Source organism: Streptomyces ambofaciens ATCC 23877, from assembly GCF_001267885.1.
Taxonomy (GTDB): Bacteria; Actinomycetota; Actinomycetes; order Streptomycetales; family Streptomycetaceae; genus Streptomyces; species Streptomyces ambofaciens.
This window is the reverse complement of the sequence record NZ_CP012382.1, coordinates 5,375,081-5,401,521: the sequence shown is the minus strand read 5'-3', so window position 1 is coordinate 5,401,521 and position 26,441 is coordinate 5,375,081. Positions and strand designations below refer to the sequence as shown.

Annotated in this window: 27 protein-coding genes and 1 tRNA gene; 23 read left to right on the top strand and 5 right to left on the bottom strand. The window is 73.7% G+C overall.

Annotated elements, in window-relative coordinates; genetic code table 11:
* Nucleotides 1–181: 181 nt before the first annotated feature.
* Nucleotides 182–646 (bottom strand): response regulator, encoded by a 465-nt coding sequence (locus SAM23877_RS24175; protein WP_053137081.1) that lies wholly within the window; start codon nt 644–646, stop codon nt 182–184.
* 190 nt (nt 647–836) lie between these two features.
* Between SAM23877_RS24175 and SAM23877_RS24170 the strand changes: the two genes are divergently transcribed.
* Nucleotides 837–908: transfer RNA gene (locus SAM23877_RS24170), tRNA-Arg, on the top strand.
* Nucleotides 909–1,082: 174 nt separating this feature from the next.
* On the opposite strand, the gene SAM23877_RS24165 is transcribed toward SAM23877_RS24170, so the two are convergent.
* Together SAM23877_RS24165 and SAM23877_RS24160 are read right to left on the bottom strand one after the other, a co-directional pair.
* Nucleotides 1,083–1,922 carry a patatin-like phospholipase family protein gene (locus SAM23877_RS24165; RefSeq protein ID WP_244902991.1) on the bottom strand — a complete coding sequence of 280 codons (840 nt, stop codon included), beginning with the start codon at nt 1,920–1,922 and terminating at the stop codon, nt 1,083–1,085.
* 127 nt (nt 1,923–2,049) lie between these two features.
* A complete protein-coding gene (locus SAM23877_RS24160; RefSeq protein WP_053137075.1) occupies nt 2,050–4,008 on the bottom strand; it encodes an FAD-dependent oxidoreductase in 1,959 nt (652 codons plus the stop codon).
* 423 nt (nt 4,009–4,431) lie between these two features.
* On the opposite strand from SAM23877_RS24160, the gene SAM23877_RS24155 reads away from it, so the two are divergent.
* From SAM23877_RS24155 to SAM23877_RS24110, 10 genes are all read left to right on the top strand, one after another.
* On the top strand, nt 4,432–5,673 hold the full coding sequence (locus SAM23877_RS24155) for a SchA/CurD-like domain-containing protein (RefSeq protein ID WP_079030396.1): 1,242 nt from the start codon (nt 4,432–4,434) through the stop codon (nt 5,671–5,673).
* Nucleotides 5,674–5,802: 129 nt separating this feature from the next.
* Nucleotides 5,803–6,270, top strand: a complete 468-nt coding sequence (locus SAM23877_RS24150; RefSeq protein ID WP_053137072.1) for a cupin domain-containing protein — start codon at nt 5,803–5,805, stop codon at nt 6,268–6,270.
* Nucleotides 6,267–7,538, top strand: a complete 1,272-nt coding sequence (locus SAM23877_RS24145; RefSeq protein ID WP_053137069.1) for a beta-ketoacyl-[acyl-carrier-protein] synthase family protein — start codon at nt 6,267–6,269, stop codon at nt 7,536–7,538. The genes SAM23877_RS24150 and SAM23877_RS24145 overlap by 4 nt, the downstream gene beginning before the upstream one ends.
* Complete coding sequence (locus SAM23877_RS24140; protein ID WP_053137066.1) at nt 7,535–8,815, top strand: ketosynthase chain-length factor; 1,281 nt, start codon at nt 7,535–7,537, stop codon at nt 8,813–8,815. The genes SAM23877_RS24145 and SAM23877_RS24140 overlap by 4 nt, the downstream gene beginning before the upstream one ends.
* A 159-nt stretch (nt 8,816–8,974) precedes the next feature.
* On the top strand, nt 8,975–9,244 hold the full coding sequence (locus SAM23877_RS24135; RefSeq protein WP_053137062.1) for an acyl carrier protein: 270 nt from the start codon (nt 8,975–8,977) through the stop codon (nt 9,242–9,244).
* A 1-nt stretch (nt 9,245) separates the two neighbouring features.
* A complete protein-coding gene (locus SAM23877_RS24130; protein ID WP_053137060.1) occupies nt 9,246–9,725 on the top strand; it encodes an SRPBCC family protein in 480 nt (159 codons plus the stop codon).
* Between the two features lie 47 nt (nt 9,726–9,772).
* Complete coding sequence (locus tag SAM23877_RS24125; RefSeq protein ID WP_053137057.1) at nt 9,773–10,108, top strand: TcmI family type II polyketide cyclase; 336 nt, start codon at nt 9,773–9,775, stop codon at nt 10,106–10,108.
* Nucleotides 10,109–10,290: 182 nt separating this feature from the next.
* Entirely contained in the window at nt 10,291–10,725 is a 435-nt protein-coding gene (locus SAM23877_RS24120) for a PPOX class F420-dependent oxidoreductase (RefSeq protein WP_053137054.1), read from the top strand.
* Nucleotides 10,726–10,834: 109 nt separating this feature from the next.
* Entirely contained in the window at nt 10,835–11,581 is a 747-nt protein-coding gene (locus SAM23877_RS24115; protein WP_053137051.1) for a DUF4142 domain-containing protein, read from the top strand.
* Nucleotides 11,582–12,071: 490 nt separating this feature from the next.
* Nucleotides 12,072–12,596, top strand: a complete 525-nt coding sequence (locus SAM23877_RS24110) for a hypothetical protein (RefSeq protein WP_053142819.1) — start codon at nt 12,072–12,074, stop codon at nt 12,594–12,596.
* A gap of 41 nt (nt 12,597–12,637) precedes the next feature.
* Here SAM23877_RS24110 and ku read toward each other — a convergent pair whose 3' ends face one another.
* Entirely contained in the window at nt 12,638–13,735 is a 1,098-nt protein-coding gene (ku, locus tag SAM23877_RS24105) for a non-homologous end joining protein Ku (RefSeq protein WP_053142817.1), read from the bottom strand.
* Nucleotides 13,736–13,906: 171 nt separating this feature from the next.
* Between ku and ligD the strand changes: the two genes are divergently transcribed.
* From ligD to SAM23877_RS24045, 12 genes are all read left to right on the top strand, one after another.
* Nucleotides 13,907–14,788, top strand: a complete 882-nt coding sequence (gene ligD, locus SAM23877_RS24100; protein ID WP_053137048.1) for a non-homologous end-joining DNA ligase — start codon at nt 13,907–13,909, stop codon at nt 14,786–14,788.
* 317 nt (nt 14,789–15,105) lie between these two features.
* Nucleotides 15,106–15,612 carry a protein-tyrosine phosphatase family protein gene (locus SAM23877_RS24095; RefSeq protein WP_053137045.1) on the top strand — a complete coding sequence of 169 codons (507 nt, stop codon included), beginning with the start codon at nt 15,106–15,108 and terminating at the stop codon, nt 15,610–15,612.
* A 97-nt stretch (nt 15,613–15,709) separates the two neighbouring features.
* The gene (locus SAM23877_RS24090; protein WP_053137042.1) at nt 15,710–16,495 is read left to right on the top strand and encodes a hypothetical protein; all 786 of its coding nucleotides are present in this window, start codon (nt 15,710–15,712) and stop codon (nt 16,493–16,495) included.
* Complete coding sequence (locus SAM23877_RS24085) at nt 16,492–17,736, top strand: sensor histidine kinase (protein WP_053137039.1); 1,245 nt, start codon at nt 16,492–16,494, stop codon at nt 17,734–17,736. The genes SAM23877_RS24090 and SAM23877_RS24085 overlap by 4 nt, the downstream gene beginning before the upstream one ends.
* A gap of 116 nt (nt 17,737–17,852) precedes the next feature.
* On the top strand, nt 17,853–18,314 hold the full coding sequence (locus SAM23877_RS24080) for an SH3 domain-containing protein (RefSeq protein ID WP_053137036.1): 462 nt from the start codon (nt 17,853–17,855) through the stop codon (nt 18,312–18,314).
* A gap of 43 nt (nt 18,315–18,357) precedes the next feature.
* The gene (locus SAM23877_RS24075) at nt 18,358–19,731 is read left to right on the top strand and encodes an FtsW/RodA/SpoVE family cell cycle protein (protein WP_053137031.1); all 1,374 of its coding nucleotides are present in this window, start codon (nt 18,358–18,360) and stop codon (nt 19,729–19,731) included.
* Between the two features lie 16 nt (nt 19,732–19,747).
* On the top strand, nt 19,748–21,202 hold the full coding sequence (locus SAM23877_RS24070; protein WP_053137028.1) for a penicillin-binding transpeptidase domain-containing protein: 1,455 nt from the start codon (nt 19,748–19,750) through the stop codon (nt 21,200–21,202).
* Between the two features lie 62 nt (nt 21,203–21,264).
* Nucleotides 21,265–21,768, top strand: coding sequence for a DUF3291 domain-containing protein (locus tag SAM23877_RS24065; protein WP_053137025.1), 504 nt, complete (start codon nt 21,265–21,267; stop codon nt 21,766–21,768).
* 136 nt (nt 21,769–21,904) lie between these two features.
* Nucleotides 21,905–22,843, top strand: a complete 939-nt coding sequence (locus SAM23877_RS24060) for an AurF N-oxygenase family protein (RefSeq protein WP_053137024.1) — start codon at nt 21,905–21,907, stop codon at nt 22,841–22,843.
* Between the two features lie 62 nt (nt 22,844–22,905).
* Nucleotides 22,906–23,559 (top strand): TetR/AcrR family transcriptional regulator, encoded by a 654-nt coding sequence (locus SAM23877_RS24055; protein WP_053137021.1) that lies wholly within the window; start codon nt 22,906–22,908, stop codon nt 23,557–23,559.
* A 31-nt stretch (nt 23,560–23,590) separates the two neighbouring features.
* Nucleotides 23,591–23,914, top strand: coding sequence for a hypothetical protein (locus tag SAM23877_RS24050; protein ID WP_053137018.1), 324 nt, complete (start codon nt 23,591–23,593; stop codon nt 23,912–23,914).
* A 103-nt stretch (nt 23,915–24,017) separates the two neighbouring features.
* Entirely contained in the window at nt 24,018–25,181 is a 1,164-nt protein-coding gene (locus SAM23877_RS24045) for a C40 family peptidase (RefSeq protein WP_053137015.1), read from the top strand.
* On the opposite strand, the gene SAM23877_RS24040 is transcribed toward SAM23877_RS24045, so the two are convergent.
* Nucleotides 25,145–26,407, bottom strand: coding sequence for a styrene monooxygenase/indole monooxygenase family protein (locus tag SAM23877_RS24040; protein WP_053137012.1), 1,263 nt, complete (start codon nt 26,405–26,407; stop codon nt 25,145–25,147). The two genes, SAM23877_RS24045 and SAM23877_RS24040, sit on opposite strands and share 37 nt — an antisense overlap.
* Nucleotides 26,408–26,441 lie beyond the last annotated feature (34 nt).

Here is a 26,441-nt window from a genome sequence, read left to right as displayed (position 1 = left end):
GGGTGGGGGTCGCGGGGTGCGGGGTGCGGGTCGTCGGTCCGGCATGGGGCGGGGTGGGGCGGGCACGGTGCGGTGCGGTCGGACACGGTGCGGTGTGATGCCGTGCGGTCGGGCACGGTGCAGCGCGAGGCGAGACGGTCCGGCACGGTGCGGTGCGGTGCGGTGCGAGCGGTGAGTGGAGTCACCCGGCAGGCTCGGCCCGAGCGGCTGCCTCGCTCTCCCCGGCCACGCCGAGCACCGACCGCAACACAGCCCCACTCCCCCGAGTCGGCCTCCCCTCCACCAACTGCCTTACAAGCGAGACGAGTTCGGCGGGCTCGAAGGGCTTGGACAGGAAGGCGTCGACCCCGGCATCGAACCCGGCGTCGGCCTCGTACTGGGTGCAGGCGCTGACGATGGCGATCGGAAGGTCCCGCGTGCGCGGATCGGCACGCAGGCGGGCGGCGGTTCTCACCCCGTCCAGCCGAGGCATGACCACGTCCAGCGTGACGGCGTCGGGCCGCACCTGATGGACGACATCAAGACACTCGGCACCATCGGCCGCGGTCACGACCTCGAAGCCCTCCAGCTCGAGATTGACCCTGATCAGCTGCCGGATGACCTTGTTGTCGTCCACAACAAGAACCCGGCCGGACGCCCTAGGCACAACTCGAGAGTAGGTCCGGACCGGCCACCGCGTCCGGGTTTTCCCCACTTCCGCCCCGTGCGGGGGACGACGCCCCCACACCCGCCACCCCGGGAGGCGCCGCGACCCGCGAAAACCCGTTCATGAACACCCCGGCGGAGCTGGTAGTGTTCTACCCGTCGCCGCGAGCAACACCCACCGCGACGGACACGCCCCCGTAGCTCAGGGGATAGAGCAACGGCCTCCGGAGCCGTGTGCGCAGGTTCGAATCCTGCCGGGGGCACTTCGCAGGGAGTGCCCAAAGACCCCGCCGTCAGCGAGTTCGCTGAGGACGGGGTCTTCGTGTACGTGCCGGCGGACGGGGCCGAGAGCGGTTGTTCGTCGGTTATTACGCCGTAATAGCTCGTTGATGTCGCGGGCTTCACGACAGCTCACAAGCCCCGCAGGCCCGTGCAGTTCAGCCGTGCCAGATCGTGCGGACGCGGTCGGCCTGTTCCGTGCCCTGTCGGCGTCCCTCCCGGGCCGCGCCCGGGATGCGGGAGGCGTCCAGGGGGTTGCGGCCGAAGGCGCGGCGGGCCGCTCGGTCGGGGGTCAGCAGGGTGGCTCGGGCGCCCTTCGCGGTGAGGGACGCGACCTGGGTCGCCGCGCTCGGGGTCGCTCCGGCGGCCTTGGGGATGGGGGCGAGCACGACGACCCGGGCGCAGTCGTCGACCAGGTCCGCGTTGGTCGTGGAGCGTACGCCGCCGTCCATCCAGCGGCCCTCGCCGATCGTGATCGGCGGGAACAGGGGCGGCAGCGCGCAGGTGGCCGACATGGCGTGCAGCAGGTCGACGCCGGAGCCGGCGTCGAAAGCGGTCGGTGCGCCGGTGAGGGCGTCGACGGCGAAGAGGCGGACGGTGCGCTCCGGCCAGTCCTCGACCGGCAGGTGGGGGCCGATGGCCGCGAGGACCGCGGACTCCGGGACGCCGCGCACCGAGAGCGCGAGTCGGCCGAGCCGCCTGACCACCGTGTCGGGGTCGCGCGAGACCAGGGCCGCCCACAGGTACCTGGCCGTCATGGTGAGCGTGAAGTCCACGTCCATCATGGCCCGTTCGCGGTGGACCTGCTCCCTGTAGAGGTCGGCCGGGGCCGAGCCCTTGGCCAGGTCCAGGGCCAGCAGGGAGCCGGCCGATGTGCCGGCGAGGACGTCGGCGGCGCCGAGGTCCAGGCCGGCGTCGGCCAGTCCCGCCAGTACGCCGACCTGCCACGCGTACGCCGTCAGACCGCCCCCGCCCAGCACCAGCGCCGAATCCGCCACGTCCAACCCCTCCGACTCGCTACCGGCCCTCATAACGGGGACCACTCCCCGTTTGACCTCCGAGCGGGACGCTAGCAGGTAAGCGGGGAGTGGTCCACGTTTGGGTGCCGGGGAGGCCTCCGGTGCTCTAGGCGCTCTGTCCGAGGGCCAGCACCGTCCTCACGACCTGGCGCAGCATCGACTGCGGGTCAGGGGCCGGGCCCGGGGAGCGCCACGCGACGAAGCTGTCGGGGCGGACCAGGACCGCGCCGCCGCGCGTGACTCCGTGGGCCCTCGCCCAGTCCGTGTCCTCGTCGTCCGGGCTCAGGTCGGCCTCCTGGGTGCCGCCCACGCGGTACGACTTCAGCGGTACCCGCAGGTCGGACGCCAGGTGGGTCGCCGCCTCGTGCCAGCCGGTCGGCTGGGCCACGTCGCTGAGCAGGACCAGGGAGTCCTCGTAGAGGTCCAGGGTGGAGAGGCGGGCGCCGTCATCACGCCGGCGGAGCCAGAGGTGGGGGGCCCGGCTGCCGGGGGCGCCGGTGAGGTCGAGGCCCTCCGGGACGACCGGGGTCGCGGGGTCCGCGCCGACCACCGCGCCCTGGGGGTAGCGGTAGCCGAGGGCGACATTGAGGATGCCGCGCTGAGGGCTGCCGCCGGGGCCGCCACCGGGACCACCCGGGGCTCCACCGGGACCACCCGGGGCTCCGCCGGGGCCACCCGGGGCGCCGCCAGGGGCTCCACCAGGACCACCGGGAGCCCCACCGGGGCCGCCGAAGCCGCCGCCGGGGCCGCCCGGGGCGCCGCCGGGGCCACCCGGACCGCCAGGACCAGCTGCCGGAGCTCCGCCCGGAGCACCCGCGGGGCGCCCGCTCGGGCCGCCCGGACCGCCCGGACCGCCCGCGGCACCCGGACCGCCCGGGCCACCGGCCCCCATACCCGGGGGCGGTTCGAAGCCGGGGTGGCTGTGTTCCACCGAGCGGCCGGCGGCTCGGGCGCTGGTGGCCTCCGCGACCGGGCGGCGCTCGGCGTCGTAGGTGTCCAGGAGGCCTTCGCCCGCCCAGCCCTCCAGGACTGCGGCGAGTTTCCAGGCGAGGTTGTGGGCGTCCTGGATGCCGGTGTTGGAGCCGAAGGCGCCGGTGGGGGACATCTCGTGCGCCGAGTCGCCGGCGAGCAGGACGCGGCCCGCGCGGTAGCTGCGGGCGACGCGCTGGGCGGCGTGCCAGGGGGCCTTGCCGGTGATCTCGACGTCGAGGTCCGGGGCACCGATCGCGCGGCGGATGTGGTCGGCGCAGCGCTCGTCGGTGAAGTCCTCGACGGTCTCGCCCCGTTCGGGGTGCCAGGGCGCGTGGAAGACCCAGTTCTCCCGGTTGTCCACCGGGAGGAGGGCGCCGTCGGCCTCCTCGCTCGTCAGGTAGCAGACGATGAAGCGGCGGTCACCGACGACGTCCGCGAGGCGGCGGGAGCGGAAGGTGATGCTGACGTTGTGGAACAGGTCGCCGGGGCCGCTCTGCCCGATGCCGAGCTGCTCGCGGACCGGGCTGCGGGGACCGTCGGCGGCGACCAGGTAGTCCGCCCGGATGGTGGTGTGCTCGCCGGTCTCCCGGCTCTTCACGATCGCGGTGACGCCTTCGGCGTCGTGCTCGAACGACAGCAGTTCCGTGCCGAAGCGCAGGTCGCCGCCGAGGTTCGTGGCGTGGGTGAGGAGCTCGGGCTCCAGGTCGTTCTGGGAGCACAGGCACCAGGAGCTGGGGCTGAAGCGGGCCAGTCCGCCCCCCGCGTCCATCTCCTTGAAGAGCCACTCCCCCGCGTCGCCGACCAGGGTCGGCGTCTGGAAGATGCCGTGGTTGTCGGCCAGGGTGGCGGCGGCCTTCCTGATGTCCGGCTCGGTGCCGGACACGCGGAAGATCTCCATCGTGCGGACGTTGTTGCCGCGTCCTCGGGGATGGATCGAGGTGCCGGCGTGGCGTTCCACCAGGGTGTGCCGGATGCCCAGCCTCCCCAGGAAGACCGAGGTCGACAGGCCCACCAGGGACCCGCCGACGATCAGGACCGGGACCCGGTGGACCGCGGAGGCGGCTCCACCGGACCGGTCGGCTCTTTCGTTCATCGTTCGTCCTCCGTTGTGACGGACGCTCGTCCGCTGCCGTGCCGGACGTCGTCCTTCGTCGTGACGGACGCTCGCCGGCTGCCGTGCCGGACGTCGTCCTTCGTCGTGACGGACGGGGTCCTTCGCCGTGTGACGCGTGTCGTCCCAAGGGGGACGGACGCTCGCGCCGCGTGGGTCGGACCGTCGTCGCGTGACTCGCCCCGCGACAGGTTTGCGCCGGGGTCCTCATGCATGCCCCCTGCGGCCCGATGAGGCCCGCGGCTGCTCAGGCTTCACCCGCTTAACCCGTCTGGTTCGCGGTCCCCGCGGGCACGGCCCACGATCGTGCTTACTGCGACCGCCGCACCACGCCGGAGCCATGGCGCACGCCGCGACGATCGCCCCCCAGTCCACGAGGAAGTTCCCGGAGGAGAGGTGGGCCGGATGACGGTCTATCCCGTCGTAGCGACGGATACCGTGTCGGCAGATGCCCAGACCACAGACGCCGCGGCGGCACCGCCCGCCGTGGCCGCGGACGCGGGCGGCGTGTCGGTATCCGCGTTCGACGGATCACGCGTGCGGGTCGTCCTGATGCTGGACATCCACGACGGCATGCAGCAGGAGTTCCTGGACGCCTACGACGCCATCTCCGACCGGGTCGCCGCCGTCCAGGGACACGTCAGCGACCAGCTGTGCCAAGCCGTGGACAACCCCACCCAATGGCTGCTGACCAGCGAATGGGAGAGCGCGGAGCCCTTCCTGGCCTGGGTCAACAGCGAAGAGCACCTGGACACCGTCGAGCCCCTCCAGGACTACGTCCGCGACACCCACTCCCTGCGCTACAGCGTCCTGCGGGAGACCACCGGCGAGCGGTCCCCGTCCGTCGCGGCCGGCGAGCCGCTGCACGCCGCTCCCCGGATCGGGAGCAACGTCGTGCGGCACGCCCTGACCTTCACCGTGCGTTCCGGGAGCGAGGAGGAGGTCGCACGCGTGCTGGCCGGCTACGCGGCGCCGGACGCCCGCGTCGACGACTCCGGCCGGCTGCTGCGCACCTCGGTCTTCCTGCACGGCAACCGGGTGGTACGCGCCGTGGAGGTGCAGGGCGACCTGCAGTCCGCACTGCGCCACGTGGCCCGGCAGCCCGCGGTGCGGGCCGTCGAGGAGGCCCTCAACCCGTACCTGGAGCAGGCCCGGCACCTGGGTGATCCCCAGGACGCCCGGCGGTTCTTCACGCGGGCCGCCATGCCGGCCGTGCACCACGCGACGTCCGCGGACGGGGCCGACGCCTGTCCCCGGCGCGTGGCGCTGCTCTATCCGGTCCGCCCCGGCGCCGGTCCGGAACTGGCCCGGCTGCTGGCCCGCCAGGACGCGGCCGCCGTCCACGCCCCGGACAATCCGGTCCGCTCCGTCACCGTCTTCCACCGCGAGGACCTCGTCGTGCGGCTCGCCGACGTGGACGGCGAGCCCGAGCAGGCGCCCGCGTTCGTCCTCGGCCTGCACGGGTCCGCGGACGCCTCCGGCGGCTCCGGGACCACCGGGCCCGCCGGGATCGCCGTGGCCGAACGGCTGCTGGACACCGCCGCGGTCGGCGTGGACGGGCCCCTGACGGAGGAGCGCACGCTCTCCCTGCTGCTGGCGCGGGCCCGCATGACGCTCGTGACCGACCGGCGTTCGTCCGGCCCCTGACCCTCTCCCGCACCTCACGCGTCCCGCGCACCCGACCGCGCGGGCGGACCGGGCTCGACGGCGCGCCCGCCGGTCCGCGCGGATCCGACCGACCCACCACCGCTTCCCGTCTCCCCGGAGTGAAACGACATGACAGACCAGCAGGTACGCATCGTCTCCCTCGGCGACATCGCCCCGAACCGCCGCCGCGGTGGAGACCTCCGCGCCCTTCTCACGCCCACCACCGCCGGGGCGACCAGCGGCTTCATGGGCGTGGCCATCGTGCAGCCCGGCGACCGCATCGCCGAGCACTACCACCCGTACTCCGAGGAGTTCGTGTACGTCACGGAGGGTGCGCTCGAGGTCGACCTGAACGGTGTGGCGCACACCCTGGCCACCGGGCAGGGGCTGCTGATCCCGCAGGACGTGCGGCACCGCTTCCGCAACGTGGGGGCCACCGAGGCGCGCCTCGTCTTCCACCTGGGGCCGCTGGCCCCGCGGCCGGAGCTCGGCCACGTGGACACCGAGGACGCGGCGGGCAACCCCCTCCAGCACGACGACCACGCGGGGTGCGCCGGGCAGGAGCGTCCCGCCACCGCCGCCGAGGCGGTGTCATGAACCGGCGTCGGGTCGCCGTCACGGGCATAGGCGTCGTCGCCCCGGGCGGGATCGGGGTGCCCCAGTTCTGGGGCACGCTGTCCGAAGGCCGTACGGCGACGCGCCGCATCTCCCTCTTCGACCCGGCCGGTCTGCGTTCGCAGATCGCCGCCGAGTGCGACTTCGATCCGTCCGAACACGGGCTGGACATCGCCACCGTCCAACGGAGCGACCGGTACGTGCAGTTCGCGCTCGTCGCCGCCGCCGAGGCGGTGCGGGACGCACACCTCGACATGGCGCGTGAGGACCCCTGGCGGGCCGGCGCCACCCTGGGCACCGCGGTCGGCGGCACGACCCGGCTGGAGCACGACTACGTCCTGGTCAGCGAGCGCGGATCGCGCTGGGACGTGGACGAGCGACGGGCCCAGCCGCACCTGGAGCGGGCCTTCACCCCGGCGACGCTGTCGTCGGCCGTGGCCGAGGAGTTCGGCGTGCGCGGGCCGGTGCAGACCGTCTCCACCGGCTGCACGTCCGGCCTGGACGCGGTGGGCTACGCGTACCACGCCGTCGCCGAGGGCCGTGTCGACGTGTGCCTGGCGGGCGCGGCGGACTCGCCGATATCCCCGATCACCATGGCGTGCTTCGACGCCATCAAGGCGACCTCGCCGAACAACGACGATCCCGCGCACGCCTCGCGGCCCTTCGACGCCGACCGCAACGGCTTCGTCATGGGCGAGGGCGCGGCCGTGCTCGTCCTGGAGGACCTTGAGCACGCCCGAGCCCGTGGCGCGCACGTGTACTGCGAGGTCTCGGGTTACGCGACCTTCGGCAACGCCTACCACATGACCGGGCTCACCAAGGAGGGCCTGGAGATGGCGCGGGCCATCGACACGGCGCTGGACATGGCCGAGCTGGACGGCTCCGCCATCGACTACGTCAACGCCCACGGCTCCGGCACCCAGCAGAACGACCGGCACGAGACCGCCGCCGTCAAACGCTCGCTGGGTGAGCACGCCTACGCGACGCCGATGAGCTCGATCAAGTCCATGGTGGGTCACTCGCTCGGCGCGATCGGCTCGATCGAACTGGCCGCGTGCGTGCTGGCGATGCACCACCAGGTGGTGCCGCCCACGGCCAACTACACGACCCCCGACCCCGAGTGCGACCTGGACTACGTGCCGCGCGAGGCACGGGAGCGAACGCTGCGGCACGTGCTGTCGGTGGGCAGCGGCTTCGGTGGCTTCCAGTCCGCGGTCGTGCTCAGCGGCTGCGAAGGAGGGCTGCGATGAGCGGACCACAAGGGACAAGGCGCCGGAGCGACGAGGGAAGCAGGCGTGCCGTCGTCACCGGACTGGGAGTGGTGTCCCCGCACGGTATCGGGGTCGAGGCCTTCTGGAAGGCGACCGCGGACGGCGCCAGCAGCCTGGGCCCCGTCACCCGTGAGGGCTGCGACCACATGCCGCTGAAGGTCGCGGGCGAGGTGCGCGGCTTCGACGCGGCCGAGACGGTCGAGGAGCGCTATCTCGTCCAGACCGACCGGTTCACCCACTTCGCGCTGTCGGCCGCCCAACTGGCGCTGGACGACGCGCGGTTCGGCCGGGCCGACATCGAGTCGCCGTACTCGGTGGGGGTGGTCACCGCCGCGGGTTCGGGCGGCGGCGAGTTCGGGCAGCGGGAGCTCCAGAACCTGTGGGGCCAGGGCTCGCGGTACGTCGGCCCGTACCAGTCGATCGCCTGGTTCTACGCGGCCAGCACCGGACAGGTCTCCATCCGCAACGACTTCAAGGGGCCCTGCGGTGTGGTGGCCGCCGACGAGGCGGGCGGCCTGGACGCCCTGGCACACGCGGCCCTGGCCGTGCGCAACGGCACCGACACGGTGGTCTGCGGCGCGACGGAGGCGCCGCTGGCTCCGTACTCGATCGTGTGCCAGCTGGGCTACCCCGAACTGAGCCGGGCCACCGATCCGGACCGCGCCTACCGTCCGTTCACGAGCGAGGCCTGCGGGTTCGCGCCGGCGGAGGGCGGTGCCGTCCTGGTGGTGGAGGGGGCGGCGGCGGCCCACAGGCGCGGCGCGGAGGTCCGGGCGACGGTGGCCGGACACGCGGCCACCTTCACCGGTCCCTCCCGCTGGGCCGAGTCCCGGGAGGGGCTGGCGCGTGCGATCGAGGGGGCGCTGGCCGAGGCCGGCTGCCGGCCCAAGGAGGTCGACGTGGTGTTCGCGGACGCCCTCGGCGTCCCGGAGGCCGACCGGGCCGAGGCCCAGGCCCTCGCCGACGCGCTGGGTCCGCACGCGCGGCGCGTGCCGGTCACGGCGCCCAAGACCGGGACCGGACGGGCGTACTGCGCGGCACCGGTGCTGGACGTGGCGACCGCGGTGCTCGCCATGGAACACGGGCTGATCCCGCCCACCCCGCACGTCCTCGACGTGTGTCACGACCTGGACGTGGTGGCCGGCCGGGCACGCCCCGCCGAGCCTCGCACGGCCCTGATCCTCAGCCGCGGACTCATGGGCTCCAACTCGGCGCTCGTCCTGCGGCAGGGCGACGTGCCGGCGACGGACCGGTGACCGACGGCCGGACGGCCGGACGGCCGGACGGCCGCCCCGTGAGCGGTGACCGACGACCGGTGACCGTGACCGATGACCGGTGAGGACCGGCCAAGCAACGCGAACCCCGAGCGGGCGCCGCTTCCTGGCGAGCGCCGACCTAGTGAAGGAGCACCCCGCATGACCGACCAAGTGGACTACCAGGTGACCGTCGAAGAGCTGTCGGCGCTGATGAAGCGCACCGCCGGCGTGCACGTCGACCCGGTCACCCTCGAACAGCAGGCCGACGCCGGTTTCGACACGTTCGGTCTGGACTCCCTCGGCCTGCTGGGCATCGTGGCCGAGCTGGAGAAGCGGTACGGGCTGGGTCTGCCGGAGCAGGCGGAACGCTGCAAGACGCCCGCGGATTTCCTCGCGCTGATCAACGGCGCACTGAAGACGGGAGTGTGACATGGCAGGCCACACCGAGAACGACATCACCATCGCGGCGCCGATGGAGCTGGTCTGGGACATGACCAACGACGTCGACAACTGGCCCCGCCTGTTCAGCGAGTACGCCTCCGTGGACGTGCTCGAGCGCGACGGGGACCGCGTCACGTTCCGGCTCACCATGCACCCGGACGCCGACGGCAAGGTGTGGAGCTGGGTCTCCGAGCGGGTCGCCGACCCCACGACCCGTACCGTCCGCGCCCACCGGGTCGAGACCGGCCCCTTCCAGTACATGAACATCGTCTGGGAGTACGCGGAGACCGCCGACGGCACTCGGATGCGCTGGGTCCAGGACTTCGCCATGAAGCCGGAGGCGCCCGTGGACGACGCCTGGATGACGGACAACATCAACCGCAACTCCCGCACGCAGATGGCCCTGATCCGGGACCGGATCGAGCAGGCTGCGGGCGAGCGGCGGACCGCCTCGGTGCTGGCCGACTGACACCCCCGGCCGAGTACACCGACCACACCGACGAAGGGCCCCTCCCCATGCACCACACCCTGATCGTCGCCCGGATGGCACCCGGCGCGGCACCGGACATCGCGAAGGTGTTCGCCGAGTCCGACAGCGGCGAGCTGCCCCACCTGGTGGGGGTCAACCGGCGCAGCCTCTTCGAGTTCGGTGACGGCGTGTACCTGCACCTCATCGAGAGCGACGAGGACCCGGCCCCGACCATCGGCAGACTGACCGGGCACCCCGAGTTCCGCCAGGTCAGCGAGCGGCTGGAGCCGTACGTCTCGGCGTACGACCCGGCGACCTGGCGCGGTCCGAAGGACGCGATGGCGCGCTGCTTCTACCGCTGGGAGCGGCCGGCCACCGGCTGACGGCCCGTCGTCCCCCACCCCGCCTCGGGGTCGCCCGGCTTCCGTCGGGCGGCTCCGGGGCGCAGCCGTGTCCGCGACGGGGTACCCCCCGCCCCCGGTGTCCTGGGCGGTGTCCTGGAGGGTGCCCGGCGCGGTGGCCGGTTCACGGGACAGCCGGCCGGGTGGCGGGTGATGATCGGCGCATGACCACCACACCGCGTTTCGACCCCCACGCCCTGCTCGCCGAGAGCCGGCTCGGCGTGCTCGCGACGATCAAGTCGGACGGCCGCCCGCAGCTCTCCCCCGTGATGCCCGCCTACGATCCGCAGGCCGGCGTCATCCGCGTCTCCACCCGCGAGGGGCTGGCCAAGACGGCGAACCTGCGCCGCGACCCGCGGGCCGCGCTGGAGGTGACCGCCCCGGACGGCCGGTCCTGGGCCACCGCCGAGGGCGTCGCGACCCTCACCGGACCGGGCACCGACCCGCACGGACCGGAGGTGGAGGCGCTGGTGGAGTACTACCGTGCCGCCGCCGGAGAGCACCCGGACTGGGACGAGTACCGGTCGACGATGGTGTCCGACCGCCGCGTGCTCCTCACCCTCACGGTCGAGCGCGTGTACGGCGCCGACATCGGGTGAGCGGGCGCGCGAGATTTGTGCGCGCGCGGTGAAAGATCCGCCCGCCGTTTCCGTACCTCCTGGCGTACGAGTACACGTGCGAGTCTCTCGCGTCGCCCCTGGAGGCATCATGCGCCTGTCCCGCGGCAGGATCGGAGTCGTCGTCCTGATCGGTGCGATGACCCTGACCCTCACCGCGCTGGCCTTCCCGGCCATGCTCGGTCTGGACAAGGCCGACGGCAATCAGGACCGGGTCATCGCCAGTACGAAGTTCGGGCCGCTCACGGAGGCCGACCGCGACTTCGTGGTCAAGGTCCGGGCGGCGGGGCTGTGGGAGTACCCGCTGGGTGAGATCGTGATGGAGCGCGGGACGACCGAGGCGATGAAGACGGCCGGCGAGCACCTGGTCGTCGGTCACGCCGGTCTGGACGCGATGTGCCGCGAGATCTCCCCCGAGCTGGGCATCACCCTGCCCAACCGGGCCTCGCCGCAGCAGGAGCAGTTCGTGTCGACGGTGGACGCCAAGAGCGGCAAGGAGTTCGACTCGTCGGCGGTCAACATCATGCGGGTGACCCACGGTCAGATCTTCCCGGCGATCGCCAAGATCCGGGCGACGACCAAGAACACGCTCGTGCGGCAACTGGCCGACCTGGCCAACGACACGGTGCTGGACCACATCACGGTGCTGGAGAAGACCGGGCTCGTCGAGTACGACGAGGTCACCTTCCAGCAGACCGGCCCGGCGAAACTGCCGCGGGAGCGGGTCACCCCGCCCCCGCCGCAGCCGGGCGAGCGGGTGCTGGTGCTCAAGCCGCGGCCCGACCTGGACGTGAACACGGCCGCCCCGACGCCCACCCCCTCACCGGCGGCCCCGTGACCGCCGGACGCTGACGCTCCCGACGGTGCGCCGGGCGTCCTCGGTCGGCGGTGCCGAGGGCGCCGCACTCGGCGGCCGCGGTTCACGCCGGGCCGGACACCGGACCGCGCGGCCGGGACCGGGATCGGCCGGACCGGACCGCGGCCGGGATCGGGATCGGGATCGGCCGGACCCGTCCGGGCCCGGGAACGACCGAACCGGTACGAGCCCGGGACGGGCCGAACCCGTCCGAGCCCGGGACGGGCCGGGCCGGTTCGAGCCCGGGACGGGCCGGGCCGGTTCGAACCGGACGGGCCGGGCGGTTCGGACCGGCCCGGAGGGAACGGCGGCCCCCGCCCGTCCGTCTCCCCCTGTGCAGCAGTGGACCGGAAGGCGGTGCGCGCCCGGCCGTGCCGGGCGTCCCCGCGGACCGGACATGACCACCGGGTCCGGTACCGGCGGCCCGCGGTCGTGCGGGGCGGGACCGGTCGAGGAGAGGGAGAACGGGACCATGACCGCTTCCGGTTCCGACAGCGGCGCCGCACCGGACGAGGCGGACGAGCGGGACGGCGTACCGCCCGTGCCCGAGGACGTATGGCGGAGGTTCCTCCAGGACGACGAGCGCGCCATCCGCGCCTCCGCCCCGAGGGAGCCCTCCGCGCGGGAGCGGACCCCCGGATGGCGGCCCGGGCCGGCCCCCGCGGGGGTCGGTGAGCCATGGCACCCGGAGGACCCGCGGACCGGACCGGCCTGGCGTGAACTGGACACCCGCGCCCGGCTGCGGCGGACCGGCCGGGTGATCGGCACGGCCGCCGCGGTGGCTCTCGCCCTGACCGCGTGGTCGCAGCTCTCCGCCGGGCCCGGCACTCCGGGCGGTGGGCCCGCCGACACGATCGGGCGGCGTCCGGAGAGCCCGGTGCCGCCCACGGCCGCCTCCCTCGCGCCGGCGGCGTCGGGATCGGCGGGTCCCGCGGTCTTCCAGCCCGTCCCGTCCGCGGTCCCCCGCCCGTCCGCCACGGCCTGGACGACCGGCTGACCGCTGTCGGCGCACGGGGGTGACGCCCCGGACGGAGGGCGTCAGGCGCTGCGCTTGCGGGGCGCCGTCCTCTTGGCGGTGCCCTTGGAGGCCGTGTTCCGGGTCGTCGCGCCCTTGCCCGTCGCCTTCTTGGCGGTGCCCGGGTCCGCCGTCTTCTTCGCGGCCCGGCCCGACTTCGCGGCCGGCTTCCCGGTGGCGGAGGCCGTGGACTTCTTCGCCTCCGCCTTCTTCGCCGCCGGCTTCTTCGCCGCCGTCGACGTCGACTTCTTGCCGCCGGTCTCCTTGGGTGTCCGCCGGGCGGAGGCGGCGCGCCGCGGCAGGGACCTGACCTCGGCCCCCTCGGCGGCTCCCGCCCCCTCACCGCCCCGGGACTCCCGCGCCGCCCGCACACTGCCCTCCAGCGCGGCCATCAGGTCCAGCACCTTGCCGGGCGCCGCCGGCTCGGGAGACTCCCGCGGCGTCTCGCCGGCGGCCTTCGCGGCGATGACCTCCTCGAGCGCCTCGCGGTACTCGTCGTGCAGGTCGTCCAGGTCGATCTCGCCGAGCGTGTCCATCAACGCGTCCGCGAGGTCCAGCTCCTGGTCGCGGACGGTGACGCCGGCGTCGGGGGCGACACCCTCGGGGGCGCGGACCTCGTCCGGCCACAGCAGACCGTGCATCGCGATGGCGTCGCCCACGACCCGGAGCATGCCGAGGCGCTCACGGCCCCGCAGCGCGAACTTGGCGATGGCGACCCGGTTGCTGCGCTTGAGCGCCTCGCGCAGCAGCGTGTACGGCTTGGCGGCGGGCGCGCCGCTCGCCGCGAGGTAGTACGCGGAACCCATCTGGAGCGGGTCGATGCGCTCCTCCGGCACGAAGGCCACGATCTCGATCGTCCGCGCGGTCGGGATGGGCAGCTGGGTCAGGTCGTCGTCGGTGATCGGGATCATGGAGCCGTCGGCGTCCTCGTAGGCCTTGCCGATCTCGTCCTGGGTGACCTCGCGGTCCTCCAGCTCGCAGACCTTCCGGTAACGGATCCGGCCGCCGTCCTCCATGTGGATCTGGCGGAAGGAGACCGAGTGGCTCTCGGTCGCGTTCATCAGCTTGATCGGGATGCTGACCAGGCCGAAGGAGATGGCGCCGTTCCAGATGGATCGCACGTGCAGCACCTTTCCTGTCGGTCGGCCGCCGGTCGAACCGCCCGCCGACCGCCGGTCGAACCCACCGTCGGCCGCCCCGTCGGCCGACCGGTGGTTCCCCGGCGGTCACCCGGGCGACGGCCGCGGACAGCCGTCGGGCAGTTTGTCCGTGTTTCGTGAGATTCTCATGGTATGGCGCCTATCACTGAGGTGGAGGGGCGACGGATCGCCCTCAGCAACCTGGACAAGGTGCTGTATCCCGCGGCCGGCCTCACCAAGGGCGAGCTGCTGCACCACTACGCGACGACCGCCGAGGTACTGCTGCCGCACCTACGGGACCGCCCCGTCTCCTTCCTGCGCTACCCGGACGGTCCGGACGGCCAGGTGTTCTTCACCAAGAACGTGCCGCCGGGTACGCCCGACTGGGTCACCACCGCCGAGGTGCCCCGGTCGGAGGGACCGGCGCGCATGGTGCTGGTGCAGGATCTGCCGAGCCTGATGTGGGCGGCGAACCTGGTGACCGAGTTCCACACCCACCAGTGGACCGCGGACGCCCCCGCCGAGGCCGACCGACTGGTCTTCGACCTGGACCCGGGGCCGCCCGCGACCGTCGTGCACTGCTGCGAGGTCGCCCTGTGGCTCCGGGAGCGGCTGGCGGCGGACGGGATCGAGGCGTACGCCAAGACGTCCGGGGCCAAGGGGCTGCACCTGCTGGCGGGGGTGCGGGGGGCGTCGTCGGAGCGGGTGTCGGAGTACGCGAAGGCGTTGGCGGTGGAGGCGGAGCGGGCCCTTCCGCGCCTCGTGGTGCACCGGATGACGCGCAGCCTGCGGCCGGGCAAGGTGTTCGTGGACTGGAGCCAGAACGCCGCGCGCAAGACCACGGCCGCCCCCTACACGGTGCGGGCACGTTCGGTTCCGGCGGTCTCCACTCCGGTGACGTGGGACGAGGTGGCCGGGTGCGGGCGGGCGGAACAGCTCGTCTTCCGCCCGGACGACATCGGGCCGCGGGTGCGGGACTTCGGTGACCTGCTGGCGCCACTGTTCGAACGGCGGCGGGCGGCGCGACTGCCCTGACGCGGGAGGCGTCCCGGACGCGGTTCCAGGTGGCGCGGTCCTGGCCGTGGCGTGCGGGGCCGCCACGTCGGCCGGCTCGAGCGTCCCGCCCAGTGCCGCCCAGTCCCGCCGCACGGTCGTACCGGGCGGCCGTCCCGCCGTCCGGGAGGCAGACGTACAGCCGTCGCCGACCGTGCCGGCACGACGCGCGGTCCGCTCAAGGGCCGTCACCCCACGACCATCGCAACAGGCAGGGTGCTGCGGGGGCGGGAACCCGGCTACCTTGGGGAGGAGTCGGGCCTGCCCGACGGGCCCTGGGCGGGGATGGGGAGGCACCGTTGCGTACGCGCGGGAAGGAATCCGAGGTACCCGCACCGGACAGGCCGTGGGACGAGATCGTGCCGGGCCTGTGGATGGGCGGGCACGAGTTCCGGCGCGAGGCCGGAGGGCTGGAGTCCGCCGTCGTACGGGACGAGTTCGATCTCGTACAGACGCTGCTGCGGCGGCCCGGGCACGGACCGGACGAGGACGTCGAGCACCATGTGTGGCCGATCCCGGACGGCCCCCTCGACGGCACGCAGCTCGCGGGGGTGATCCGGCTGGCGGAGGCGGCGGGAGAGGCGCTGGACGGGGGCCGCAGGGTGCTCGTGCGCTGTCACCACGGGTACAACCGTTCCGGTCTCGTCGTCGCGCACACCCTGATGCGCCGGGGCGGCACCGCGGAGGAGGCGGTCCGGCTGATCCGGGCCCGGCGCTCGCCGTGGGCGCTGCACAACGACCTGTTCGTGGAGTACCTGCGGGCCGGCCTGGTCACGGCGCGGCTGCTGGAGGACCTGGCCGAGTAGCCCGGTCCGCGCCCGCACACGCAAAATGGACTCCCGTACGAACAGGCGTGGTGGAGCACCGCCGCCGGCCGCCTGACGACCGAGCCCCAGGAGTGCAGTGCTCCCGAGCCGCCGCGAGCGTCCCGCCCGCGTCCCCGCCGCCCTGACGCTGCTCCTGGTGGCAGCGGCGGGCGGGGCTCTGGCCGCCTGTGGTGACTCGGGCGGGCTGCGGAGCGCGGGCGCCACGCCGGCCGCGCGGAGCCCGGCCCGGCTCTGGCCCGACCTGACGCCGGCGTCGAGCCCGGCCTACGACATCGGCGAGGTGGACAACGAGGTCGTCAAGGGCGTCGCCGTGCCCGGCGGCGACATCCGCGACGTGGACCCGGTGTCCGTCGTGCGGGCCGAGATCTCGGCGCACCCGGACGACTACGAGGGCGACGGCGCGCCGTACCGCGAGACGGCCCGCCGGATGGCGGACTGCGGTCCGGACGGCGTCGCCGGTGAGCGCGGCCGGTGCCCGGTGCTCAGGCCGTACTACCGCGACCTGACCGGTGACGGGCGCCCCGAGATGACCCTGGGCTTCGCACTGCTGCCCCAGAAGCTGACCGCCGTCCGCGTCTACACCGTCGAGAAGGACCGGCTCGTGCGGGTCATGTCCTACGACGACGCAGTGAGCGCGGTCGAGCTGGCCGGCCGGGCGGTGATCGTCCGCTCGCCCTCGGAGGTCGCGGGCTACGAGTACCGGCTCCAGTGGACGTGGGACGCCGACCAGCGGGCCATGCTGCTCACGAGCGACGAGATGCTGCGCACGGACGGCGGGCAGCACACCGGGCGGCCCTCGGCGTCCCCTTCGCGGTCGGCGTCCCCGTCGCGTGCGGCCTCCCCCTCGGCGAGCGCCCGGTGAGGCTCCGCCTCCCGCGGTGGGCCGGACCGCTCGCCGTGAAGGCCGCCGTCTTCATCACCGTGATGTGCTGCGCGCTCGCCGCGCTGCTCGGCGTGCTGGTGCACGTGTCGGTGACCGATCAGACCGTGGGCCAGGCCCGGAAGGCCGCCCTGTCCCGGCTGGCGGAGGCGACGGAGGCGTACGAGGCGGGAGACCCCCTGCGGCGGAGCGCCGGCGTGGATCCGCCGGGTCTGCCGCCGCGGCTGCGGGAGCTGGCCGTGTCGGGCCGGCGGGGCACGATGGTCACCGAGCATGAAGGGCGCCCCACGATGTGGGCGGCGGGCCCCGCCGCCGGCGGCCGGGCGCTCGCGGTGCGGGTCGACCACACCCAGGGCGAGCGCACCATCGACGGCCTCGACGGCGCGATCGTGTGGTCGTCCGCGACGGCGATCGGGGCGACGCTGCTGGTGGGCGCGTTCGCCGTGACGCGGGTGACGCGCCGGCTGCACACGACGGCCCGGGTGGCTCGGCGGATCACCGCGGGTGACCTCGACGCGCGGGTCGACGATCCCCGGGCGGGTGATCCGAGGCGCCCGCAGGACGAGGTGGCGTCGGTCGCCGCCGCGCTGGACTCCATGGCCTCGTCGCTCCAGGGCAAGCTGCTCGCCGAGCAGCGCTTCACCGCGGACGTGGCGCACGAACTGCGCACCCCGCTCACCGGCCTGCACGCGGCGGCCGAACTGCTGCCGCCGGGCCGTCCGACCGAGCTGGTGCGGGACCGGGTGGACGCCCTGCGCACGCTCACCGAGGACCTGCTGGAGATCTCCCGGCTGGACAGCGGGCGGGAGCGGCCGGAGGCGGACCCGGAGGCGCTGGGCGCGCTGGCCGCGCGGGTCGTCGGGAACGCGGGCACCGACACCCGTGTGGACGTCGTACGGGACGCGCGGGTGGAGACCGACCGGCGGCGGCTGGAGCGGGTGCTCGGCAATCTGGTCGTGAACGCGCACCGGCACGGGCGGGCTCCGGTGACGCTGACCGTGGACGGGCCGGTGATCACCGTGCGGGACCACGGGGCCGGCTTTCCGGAGTACCTGCTGGTCCACGGGCCGCAGCGCTTCCGCACCGAGGCCGGGGCGAAGGGGCACGGGCTCGGTCTGACGATCGCCCTGGGGCAGGCGGAGGTGCTCGGCGCCCGGCTGGAGTTCGCCAACCCGCCGGGCGGCGGGGCGCTGGCCACCCTGACGCTGCCTCAGCGCCGGTGACCGGGGGTGGGCCCGTCCGTTCCCCGATGGCGCAGCGTGGCGGGCGGTGCCCCGCGGGCGCTCCTAATGTGTCGGTTAGTCACCTGAAGACCCGTTCGCTCCCGGGAGGTACTCCCATGTCCCTGCTCTCCGCACTGTCCTCGCGCTCACCGGTCGTCCGGGGCGTCGCCACCGCCGTCGCCGCCGGCGCGCTCGCCACCGCCGCGGCCGTCACGCCCGCCGTCGCGCTCGACGAGTGGGGCGGTGACTCCGGCACCGGCAGCGCCTCCGTCCAGCCCTCCGGGGGCGACGGAGGCGGGAACGGCGGCGACGAGTGGGGCGGGGGCGACGGCCGCCAGGAGCAGGGCCGCTACCGGGGCGTGGTCACCGCCGACCGGCTCCCGCTGCGCACCTCGCCGACCCGGGGCGGGCAGGTCATCCGGTACGCCCGCCGGGGCGAGACGGTCCGCATCCACTGCAAGACCCCCGGCGACAAGGTGCAGGGCAACCCCCTCTGGTACCTCCTCACGGACGGCACCTGGGCCTGGGGCGCGGCCCGCTACATCGACAACATCGGCCCCGCGCCGCGCTGGTGCTGACGCCGACCCCTCCCACACCCCCTCATCTGGGTAAGTTCCGGACATGACCAAGGCCGGAACCGGAACCGGAATCACCGTGGCACAGGCGGACACGCCCGCGCCCGTCGCCCGTCTCCCCCGGCGCCGTGGCATCGAACTCGCCCTCATCGTCATGGCCGTGCTGCTCTCGGTGTTCGGCTACTGCAACGTCGGCCTCGCCCAGCACGGCACCCTCCCGCCCGGCGCCGCGGGCTACGGCGCCGGGCTCGGCGTCCTGGCCCTCCTCGCCCACCTGGCGGTACGGCTGCGCGCCCCCTGGGCGGACCCGCTGCTGCTGCCGATCGGCGTGCTGCTCAACGGCCTCGGTCTGGTGCTGATCTACCGCCTCGACCTGGAGACCCCGGGCGACCGGGCGGCCCCCGCCCAGCTGGTGTGGTCGACGCTGGGCGTGGCGCTGTTCATCGTGGTGGTCCTGCTCCTGCGCGACCACCGCGTACTCCAGCGCTACGCCTACGTCTGCGTCGCCGCCGCGCTCGTCCTGCTCACCGTGCCGATCTTCTTCCCGGCCGTGAACGGCGCCCGCATCTGGATCCGGATCGACAGCTTCTCCATCCAGCCCGGCGAGTTCGCCAAGGTGCTCCTCGCGGTGTTCTTCGCCTCCTACCTGGCCGCGAACCGCAGCGCGCTGGCGTACGCGGGCCGCCGGGTGTGGCGGCTCCAGCTCCCCACCGGCCGGGTCCTCGGCCCGATCGTCGCGGTGTGGCTGGTCAGCGTCGGCGTCCTGGTCCTGGAACGCGACCTCGGCACCTCACTGCTGTTCTTCGGCCTCTTCGTCGTCCTGCTCTACGTCGCCACCGGCCGCACCGGCTGGATCGCCGTCGGTCTGCTGCTGGCCTCGCTGGGCGCGGTCGCCGTCGGCTGGCTGGAGCCGCACGTGCACAGCCGGGTGGAGGACTGGCTGCGCCCCTTCGCGTCCATCGAGGCGGGCGACGGGCCCAACCAGCTGGCCCAGTCGCTGTTCGCCTTCGCGGCGGGCGGCGTGACCGGGACGGGCCTCGGCCTCGGGCACTCCGTGCTGATCGGCTTCGCCGTCAAGTCGGACTTCATCCTCGCGACCGCCGGTGAGGAGCTGGGCTTCCTCGGCCTGACCGCGATCTTCCTGCTGTACGCCCTGCTGGTGGAGCGCGGCTACCGGGCGGGGCTCGGCGCGCGCGACCCCTTCGGCCGGCTGCTGGCGGTCGGCCTCTCCTCGATCGTGGCGCTCCAGGTCTTCGTCATCGCGGGCGGGGTGACCGGGCTGATCCCGCTGACCGGCATGGCGATGCCGTTCCTGGCCCAGGGCGGGTCGTCGGTCGTCACCAACTGGGCGATCGTGGCGCTGCTCATCCGGGTCAGCCACGCGGCCCGCAGCCAGGCCGACGGGCGGGTGGTCCCGTGAGCACGGAGCGACTCCGGTGACCCGGCACATCCGGCACGCCGCCGTCTTCTGCGCCCTGCTGCTGGTCGCGCTGGTGGTGAACGCCGCCCGGGTGCAGATCGTCCAGGCCCCGGAGTACGACGACAACCCGGCCAACCGCCGCCCCGACATCGCCCGCTACCAGCAGCCGCGCGGCGACATCCTGGTCGGCGGCGAGCCGGTCACCGGTTCCCGGGACACCGGCGAGCATCTGCGCTTCGAGCGGACGTACGCGGACGGGCCGATGTACGCGCCGATCACCGGCTTCGCCTCGCAGGCCTACGGCACGACCCTGTTGGAGCACGCCGAGGACGGCCTGCTGTCCGGGGCCGACCCGCTGCTCGCGCCGCTCCCCCTGTGGAACGACGTCACGGGCGCCCACAACCCGGGCGGCGACGTCGTGACCACGATCGACGGGGCCGCGCAGCGGGCGGCGTTCGAGGGGCTCGGCCGGCGCAAGGGGGCGGTGGCCGCGATCGAGCCGTCGACCGGCCGCGTCCTGGCACTGGTCTCCACACCGTCGTACGACCCCCAGTCGCTGTCCGGGAACGGCGCGGCGGCCTCCCGGACCTGGGACCGGCTGAACGGCGACCCGGACAAGCCGATGCTCAACCGGGCCGTGCGCCGCACCTATCCCCCGGGGTCGACCTTCAAGGTGGTCACCGCGGCGGCGGCGCTGGACGCGGGCGTGGTCCGGGATCTCGACGCGCCGACCCGCTCCCCCGACCCGTACACGCTCCCCGGGACGCGGACCAGGCTGACGAACGAGGCCGAGGGGTGCCGGAACGCCTCGCTGCGGGAGGCGTTCGAGCGGTCCTGCAACACGGTGTTCGCCAAGCTCGGCGTCGACGTGGGCGTGCGCGGCATGGCGGCCACGGCGGAGGCCTTCGGCTTCAACGACGCCGGGCTGCGCGTTCCCTTCGCCGTCTCGCGGAGCACCTTCGACACCTCGGTGGACCGGGCCCAGCTCGGGCTGTCGTCGATCGGGCAGTACAACACCCGGGCGACGCCGCTCCAGATGGCGATGGTGGCGGCGGCCGTGGCAGGCGGCGGGCGGGTGCGGTCGCCGTACCTGGTGGAACGGACCCTGCGGGCGGGCGGCAGCCTGGTGGCGACGGCCGGGTCGCGGCCCACCCGGGAGGTCATGCGCCCCGCCACGGCGGCGCGGCTGAAGGAACTGATGACCGGCGTGGTCGAGAAGGGCACCGGCGCGAACGCCGCGATCCGCGGCGCCACCGTCGGCGGCAAGACCGGCACCGCCCAGCACGGCGTCGGCAACTCGGGCACCCCGTACGCCTGGTTCGTCTCCTGGGCGCAGGGCGACCGGGACCTGGAGCCGAAGGTGGCGGTCGCGGTGGTGGTCGAGGGCTCGGCCGCGGACCGGGACGACATCAGCGGCGGCGGGCTGGCGGCGCCGATCGCGCGGGCGGTGATGGAGGCCGCGCTCGGGTGAGGACGCCCACCGGGTGAGACGCGGGGTACCGCGGGACGGGACACCGACCTAACGTTCGGTACATGACTGACGCCGCGTACGAACTCGCCCAGGTCAACATCTCCCGCCTCAAATCCCCTCTGGACTCACCGCAGTTGAAGGACTTCGTCGACGCGCTCGATCCGGTGAACGCCTCCGCCGACGCGGCGGAGGGCTTCGTCTGGCGCCTGCAGAGCGAGTCGGGCAACGCCACGGACGTGCCGTTCTTCGGGGACGACTGGCTCATCGTCAACCTGACGGTGTGGCGGGACGCGGACGCCCTGACCGCGTTCATGTACCAGGGGCGGCACCGGGAGATGCTGGCCCGGCGCCGGGAGTGGTTCGAGCGGCTCGCGGAGGCGGTGACCACCCTGTGGTGGGTGCCGGCGGGGCACCGGCCGACGGTCGCGGAGGCGGAGTCGCGGCTGCTGCACCTGCGGACGCACGGACCGACGCCGTACGCCTTCACGCTGCGGACCTCGTTCCCGGCGGGGGCGTCCGTAGCGGTCGTGGGCGAGGTGCCGGAGGGGCTCGGCTGCTCGGTCTAGGAACCTGAGCGCCTCTCACTTCTTTACTCGCGGTCAACAAGTTGCGCCCAGGGGATTGACGGGCTTACTGACACGCAGTCTCATAAGACGAAGCCAGTCCGAGTGACCGCGGGTGACACGACGAGGTGGGACAGCCATGACGACCCTGACGGAAGCCGACGCGCTCGAGGGCCTGCGCGACGCGCTCGGCCTGCTCAAGGACCGGGAGCAGGTGGCCGAACGGCTGCTCGACTCTTCCGCCAAGCACTCCTTCGACCCGGACAAGGAGCTGGACTGGGACGCCCCCTTCGAGGAGGGGAAGTGGTTCTGGCCGCCGGAGCTGGTGTCGCTGTACGACACCCCGATATGGAAGCGGATGGGCGAGGAGCAGCGGATCGTGCTCTCCCAGCACGAGGCCGCGGCCCTCGCCTCGCTCGGCATCTGGTTCGAGCTGATCCTCATGCAGTTGCTGGTGCGGCACATCTACGACAAGGCCGCGACGAGCGCGCACGTGCGCTACGCGCTGACCGAGATCGAGGACGAGTGCCGGCACTCCAAGATGTTCGCCCGGCTGATATCGCGCGGGGAGACCCCGTGGTACCCGGTGAGCCCGCTCCACCAGAACCTGGGCCGTCTGTTCAAGACGATCTCCACCACGCCCGGCTCCTTCACCGCCACGCTCCTCGGCGAGGAGGTGCTGGACTGGATGCAGCGGCTGACCTTCCCCGACGAGCGGGTGCAGCCGCTGGTCCGGGGGGTCACGCGCATCCACGTCGTGGAGGAGGCCCGCCACGTGCGCTACGCCCGTGAGGAGCTGCGCCGCCAGATGGTGACGGCGCCGAAGTGGTCGCGGGAGTTCACCCGGGTCACCTCCGGCGAGTTCGCCCGCGTCTTCTCCATCGCCTTCATCAACCCCGAGGTGTACACGAACGTCGGTCTCGACAAGCGCGAGGCCCTGGCCCAGGTCAAGGCCAGCGGCCATCGCAGGGAGATCATGCAGACCGGCGCGAAGCGCCTCACCGACTTCCTGGACGACATCGGGGTGCTGCGCGGGGTCGGCCGGCGGCTGTGGAGGTCGTCCGGGCTGCTGGCCTAGTCGCGCCGGTACGCTCCGCTCGCCCGGGTGGGCACCGGGGTGTGCGCGTTACGCTGCGGTTCATGACCCCGCAGGCCCCCACCCCCGCCTACCGCCGGCTCAGCGTCGAGGAGCGCCGCGTCCAGCTGCTCGACGCGGCGCTCGTCCTCTTCGCGCACCGGTCGCCGGAGGAGGTGTCCCTGGACGACGTGGCGGAGCAGGCCGGGGTCTCGCGGCCACTGGTGTACCGGTACTTCCCGGGCGGCAAGCAGCAGCTGTACGAGGCCGCGCTCAGGTCGGCCGCCGACGAGCTGCGGCTGTGCTTCGACGAACCCCGCGAGGGCCCGCTGCTGGCCCGGCTCTCCCGGGCCCTGGACCGCTACCTCACCTTCGTCGACCAGCACGACACCGGTTTCAGCGCCCTGCTGCGCGGCGGCAGCGTGGCCGAGACCTCGCGGACCTCCTCCATCGTGGACGGCGTGCGCCGGGCCGCCGCCGAGCACATCCTGAGCCACCTGGACGCGGCCGACCCCGGCCCCCGGCTGCGGATGACCGTCCGGATGTGGATCACGGCGGTGGAGGCCGCCTCGCTGATCTGGCTGGACGAGGAGAAGCAACCGCCCCTGGACGAGCTGCGGGACTGGCTCGTGGAGCAGTTCCTGGCCGTGCTGACGGTCACCGCCCGCCGCGACCCGCAGACCGCGGCGCTGGTCGAGGCCCTCGCGGCGGACGTCTGACACGGGTGCGCGGATCACTGACACTGGTCCCGTGAAGAGCGAAGAGACCCCCTTCGAGGGCGGCCCCATGGACGGGCGGGTCCTGCCCGTCCTGGTCGGCGTGACCGGGCACCCGCCGAAGACGTACCGCATCCCCGTACCGGACCCGCACGGCGGACCGCCCACCGTCCTCGTGTACCGGCGGGTGCCCCGGGACGCCCGCGGCGGGCTGCGGTTCGCCCGCTGGAAGTACGCGTACGACCCCGAGGGCGCGGCGAGCTCCGGGCGGAGGTGGCCGTGGTCCCGGCCGAAGGCCGGGGCGGGCACCGATCCAGACGCCACGCCGGGCGGCAAGCCGGACGACGCCCACGGGTGACCCCGTTGCGCCGAACCGCGCACACTCGGCGCGCGGAGCCCGGGAACACGCCACATGCTCGCCGTGCGGAGCGGACGAGCCGCCCCGCACCGGAGGTGATGGCGTGTCAGGAAGGCTTCTGCGTCTGGCGTGCGCGACGGCGATGGCGGCCGGGATCGCCCTCGCGCCCGTGTCCGCCGCGGCCGACAACGAACCCGGCACCGGCACCGGCACCGGCCGGTCCGTGGCCGAGTTGCTGACGGACCTTCAGCGGCTGTACCGGGACGCGGAGAAGGCCACCGAGACCTACAACGGCACCGAGGAGCGCCTGACGGCGCAGCGTGCCGTGGTGAAGCGGCTGGACGCCGAGCTGGCCCGGGCCCGGCTGTCCCTGCGCGACAGCCGCGGCGAGGCGGGCCGGCTGGCCCGGCAGCAGTACCGGAACAGCAGCGACCTCTCCCCCTACCTGCGGCTGCTGCTGGCCCGTGATCCGCAGCACGCGCTCGACCAGGGACACGTGATCGGGCAGCTGGCCCGGGACCGGGCCGACACGGTGGGCCGGCTGACCGGGCACGAGAAGAAGGCCGACGAGCTGGCCGGCCGGGCGCGCGAGGCCCTGGCCGAACAGGTCGCCCTGGCGAAGCGGCAGGAGGAGGCGCGGGACGCCGTACGGGAACGCCTGAGCGCCGTCGAGGAACTCCTCGCCTCGCTCACCCCCGAGGAACTCGCCGCGCTGGCCGAGGCCGAGCGGAGCGGGACCACCCGGGCGCAGGAGGCGTTCATGGCGTCCGGGGCGCTCGGCGACGACGCCAGGCCCTCCGCCGAGGGGGACCGGGCGGTGCGCTTCGCGGTGGACCAGGTCGGCAAGCCGTACGAGTGGGGCGCGGAGGGCCCGGCGTCCTACGACTGCTCGGGCCTGACCTCCGTGGCCTGGGAGCGGGCCGGGACGCCGATCCCCCGGACCAGCCAGGAGCAGTGGGCGCGGCTGGAGCGCGTACCGCTGGACGAGCTGCGGCCCGGTGACCTGGTCGTGTACTTCCCCGAGGCCACCCATGTGGCGATGTACCTCGGCGACGGGACGGTCGTCCAGGCGCCGCGCCCGGGCGCCGAGGTCAAGGTGTCGCCGATCGCGGCCAACCCGGTGCTGGGCGCCGTACGGCCCGATCCCGGCGGGGAGCCGGTGCGGCGGTACACGCCACCGAGGCTCCCCGAGGGGGCGACGGACGGATCGGACGAGGGGTACGCGGGCGGCTACGCGCCGGCCGCGCCCGAGACCTCCATGAGGTAGCCCTCGGTCTTCGCCGGGTCGTAGAAGAAGTTCTCGAAGTCGGCCGGGTCGTTGAAGCCGTTGGCGAAGCGGTCGGCGACGGGCTGGAGCTGTCCGGCCGCGCCGATCAGGTTCAGGATGTGCTCCGGCGGCGGGGCGAGCATGGCGTTCGTCCACTTGGTGACGTGCTGGGCCGTCTGCCAGTAGCGGTCGAAGGTCTGCTGCATCCAGGCCTCGTCGAACTCCTTGTCGCCCTGTTCCAGGATGGAGGCGAGGTAGGAGGCGGCGCACTTGGAGGCGGAGTTGGAGCCCTGGCCCGTGATCGGGTCGTTGGCGACGACCACGTCGGCCACGCCGAGGACCAGTCCCCCGCCGGGAAGCCGGCCGATGGGGTTGCGGACGGTGGGGGCGTAGCGGCCCGCCAGGGTGCCGCCGGCGTCGGTCAGTTCGACCTTGGTGGCCCGCGCGTACTCCCAGGGGAGGAACTTCTCCATGAGTTCGAGGGTCAGGGAGAGGTGCTCCGCGGGGTCCTTGACGTCCTTGAAGGCGTCCAGCGGGCCGCCGGGTATGCCCTCCCAGAACAGGATGTCGGCGCGGCCCGAGGTGGTGAAGGTCGGCATGATGAACATCTCGCCGACGCCGGGGACCAGGTTGCAGCGGACCGCCTCGGTCTCCGGGTGCTCCGGGCGCGGGCCGAGGCCGTGGACGTAGGCGACGGCGAGGGCCCGCTGCGGCTCGCTGTACGGGGAGCGGGAGGCGTCGCGGCCGAACATCTGGACCAGCTCGCCCTTGCCCGCCGAGACCAGGACGAGGTCGTAGGCGCGGGAGAAGTAGTCCAGGTCGCCGACGGCGGCACCGTGGATGACCAGCTGGCCGCCGCGCTGCGCGAAGGTCTCCATCCAGCCCGCCATCTTCACCCGCTGGTCCACCGACTGCGCGATGCCGTCGAGCCGGCCCAGCCAGTCGATCGCCCGCTGGGAGGGGCCGGGGTCGAAGGAGCCGGGGGCCGCGACCGAGACGCCGAGGCCCTCGATCCTCGGGGCCTGGGACTCCCAGAAGTTCAGCTGGAGATCACGCTCGTGCTGGAGTGCCGTGTGGAACATGCACTGCGTCGACATGACCCGGCCGGTGCGGATCTCGTCCGCGGTCCGGTTGGACATCAGGGTGACCTCGTAGCCGTGCGACTGGAGGCCGAGGGCGAGCTGGAGACCGGACTGGCCGGCTCCGACGACGAGTATCTTCCGCATGCGGGGGACGCTCCTAAGGGGACTGCTCGGTGGG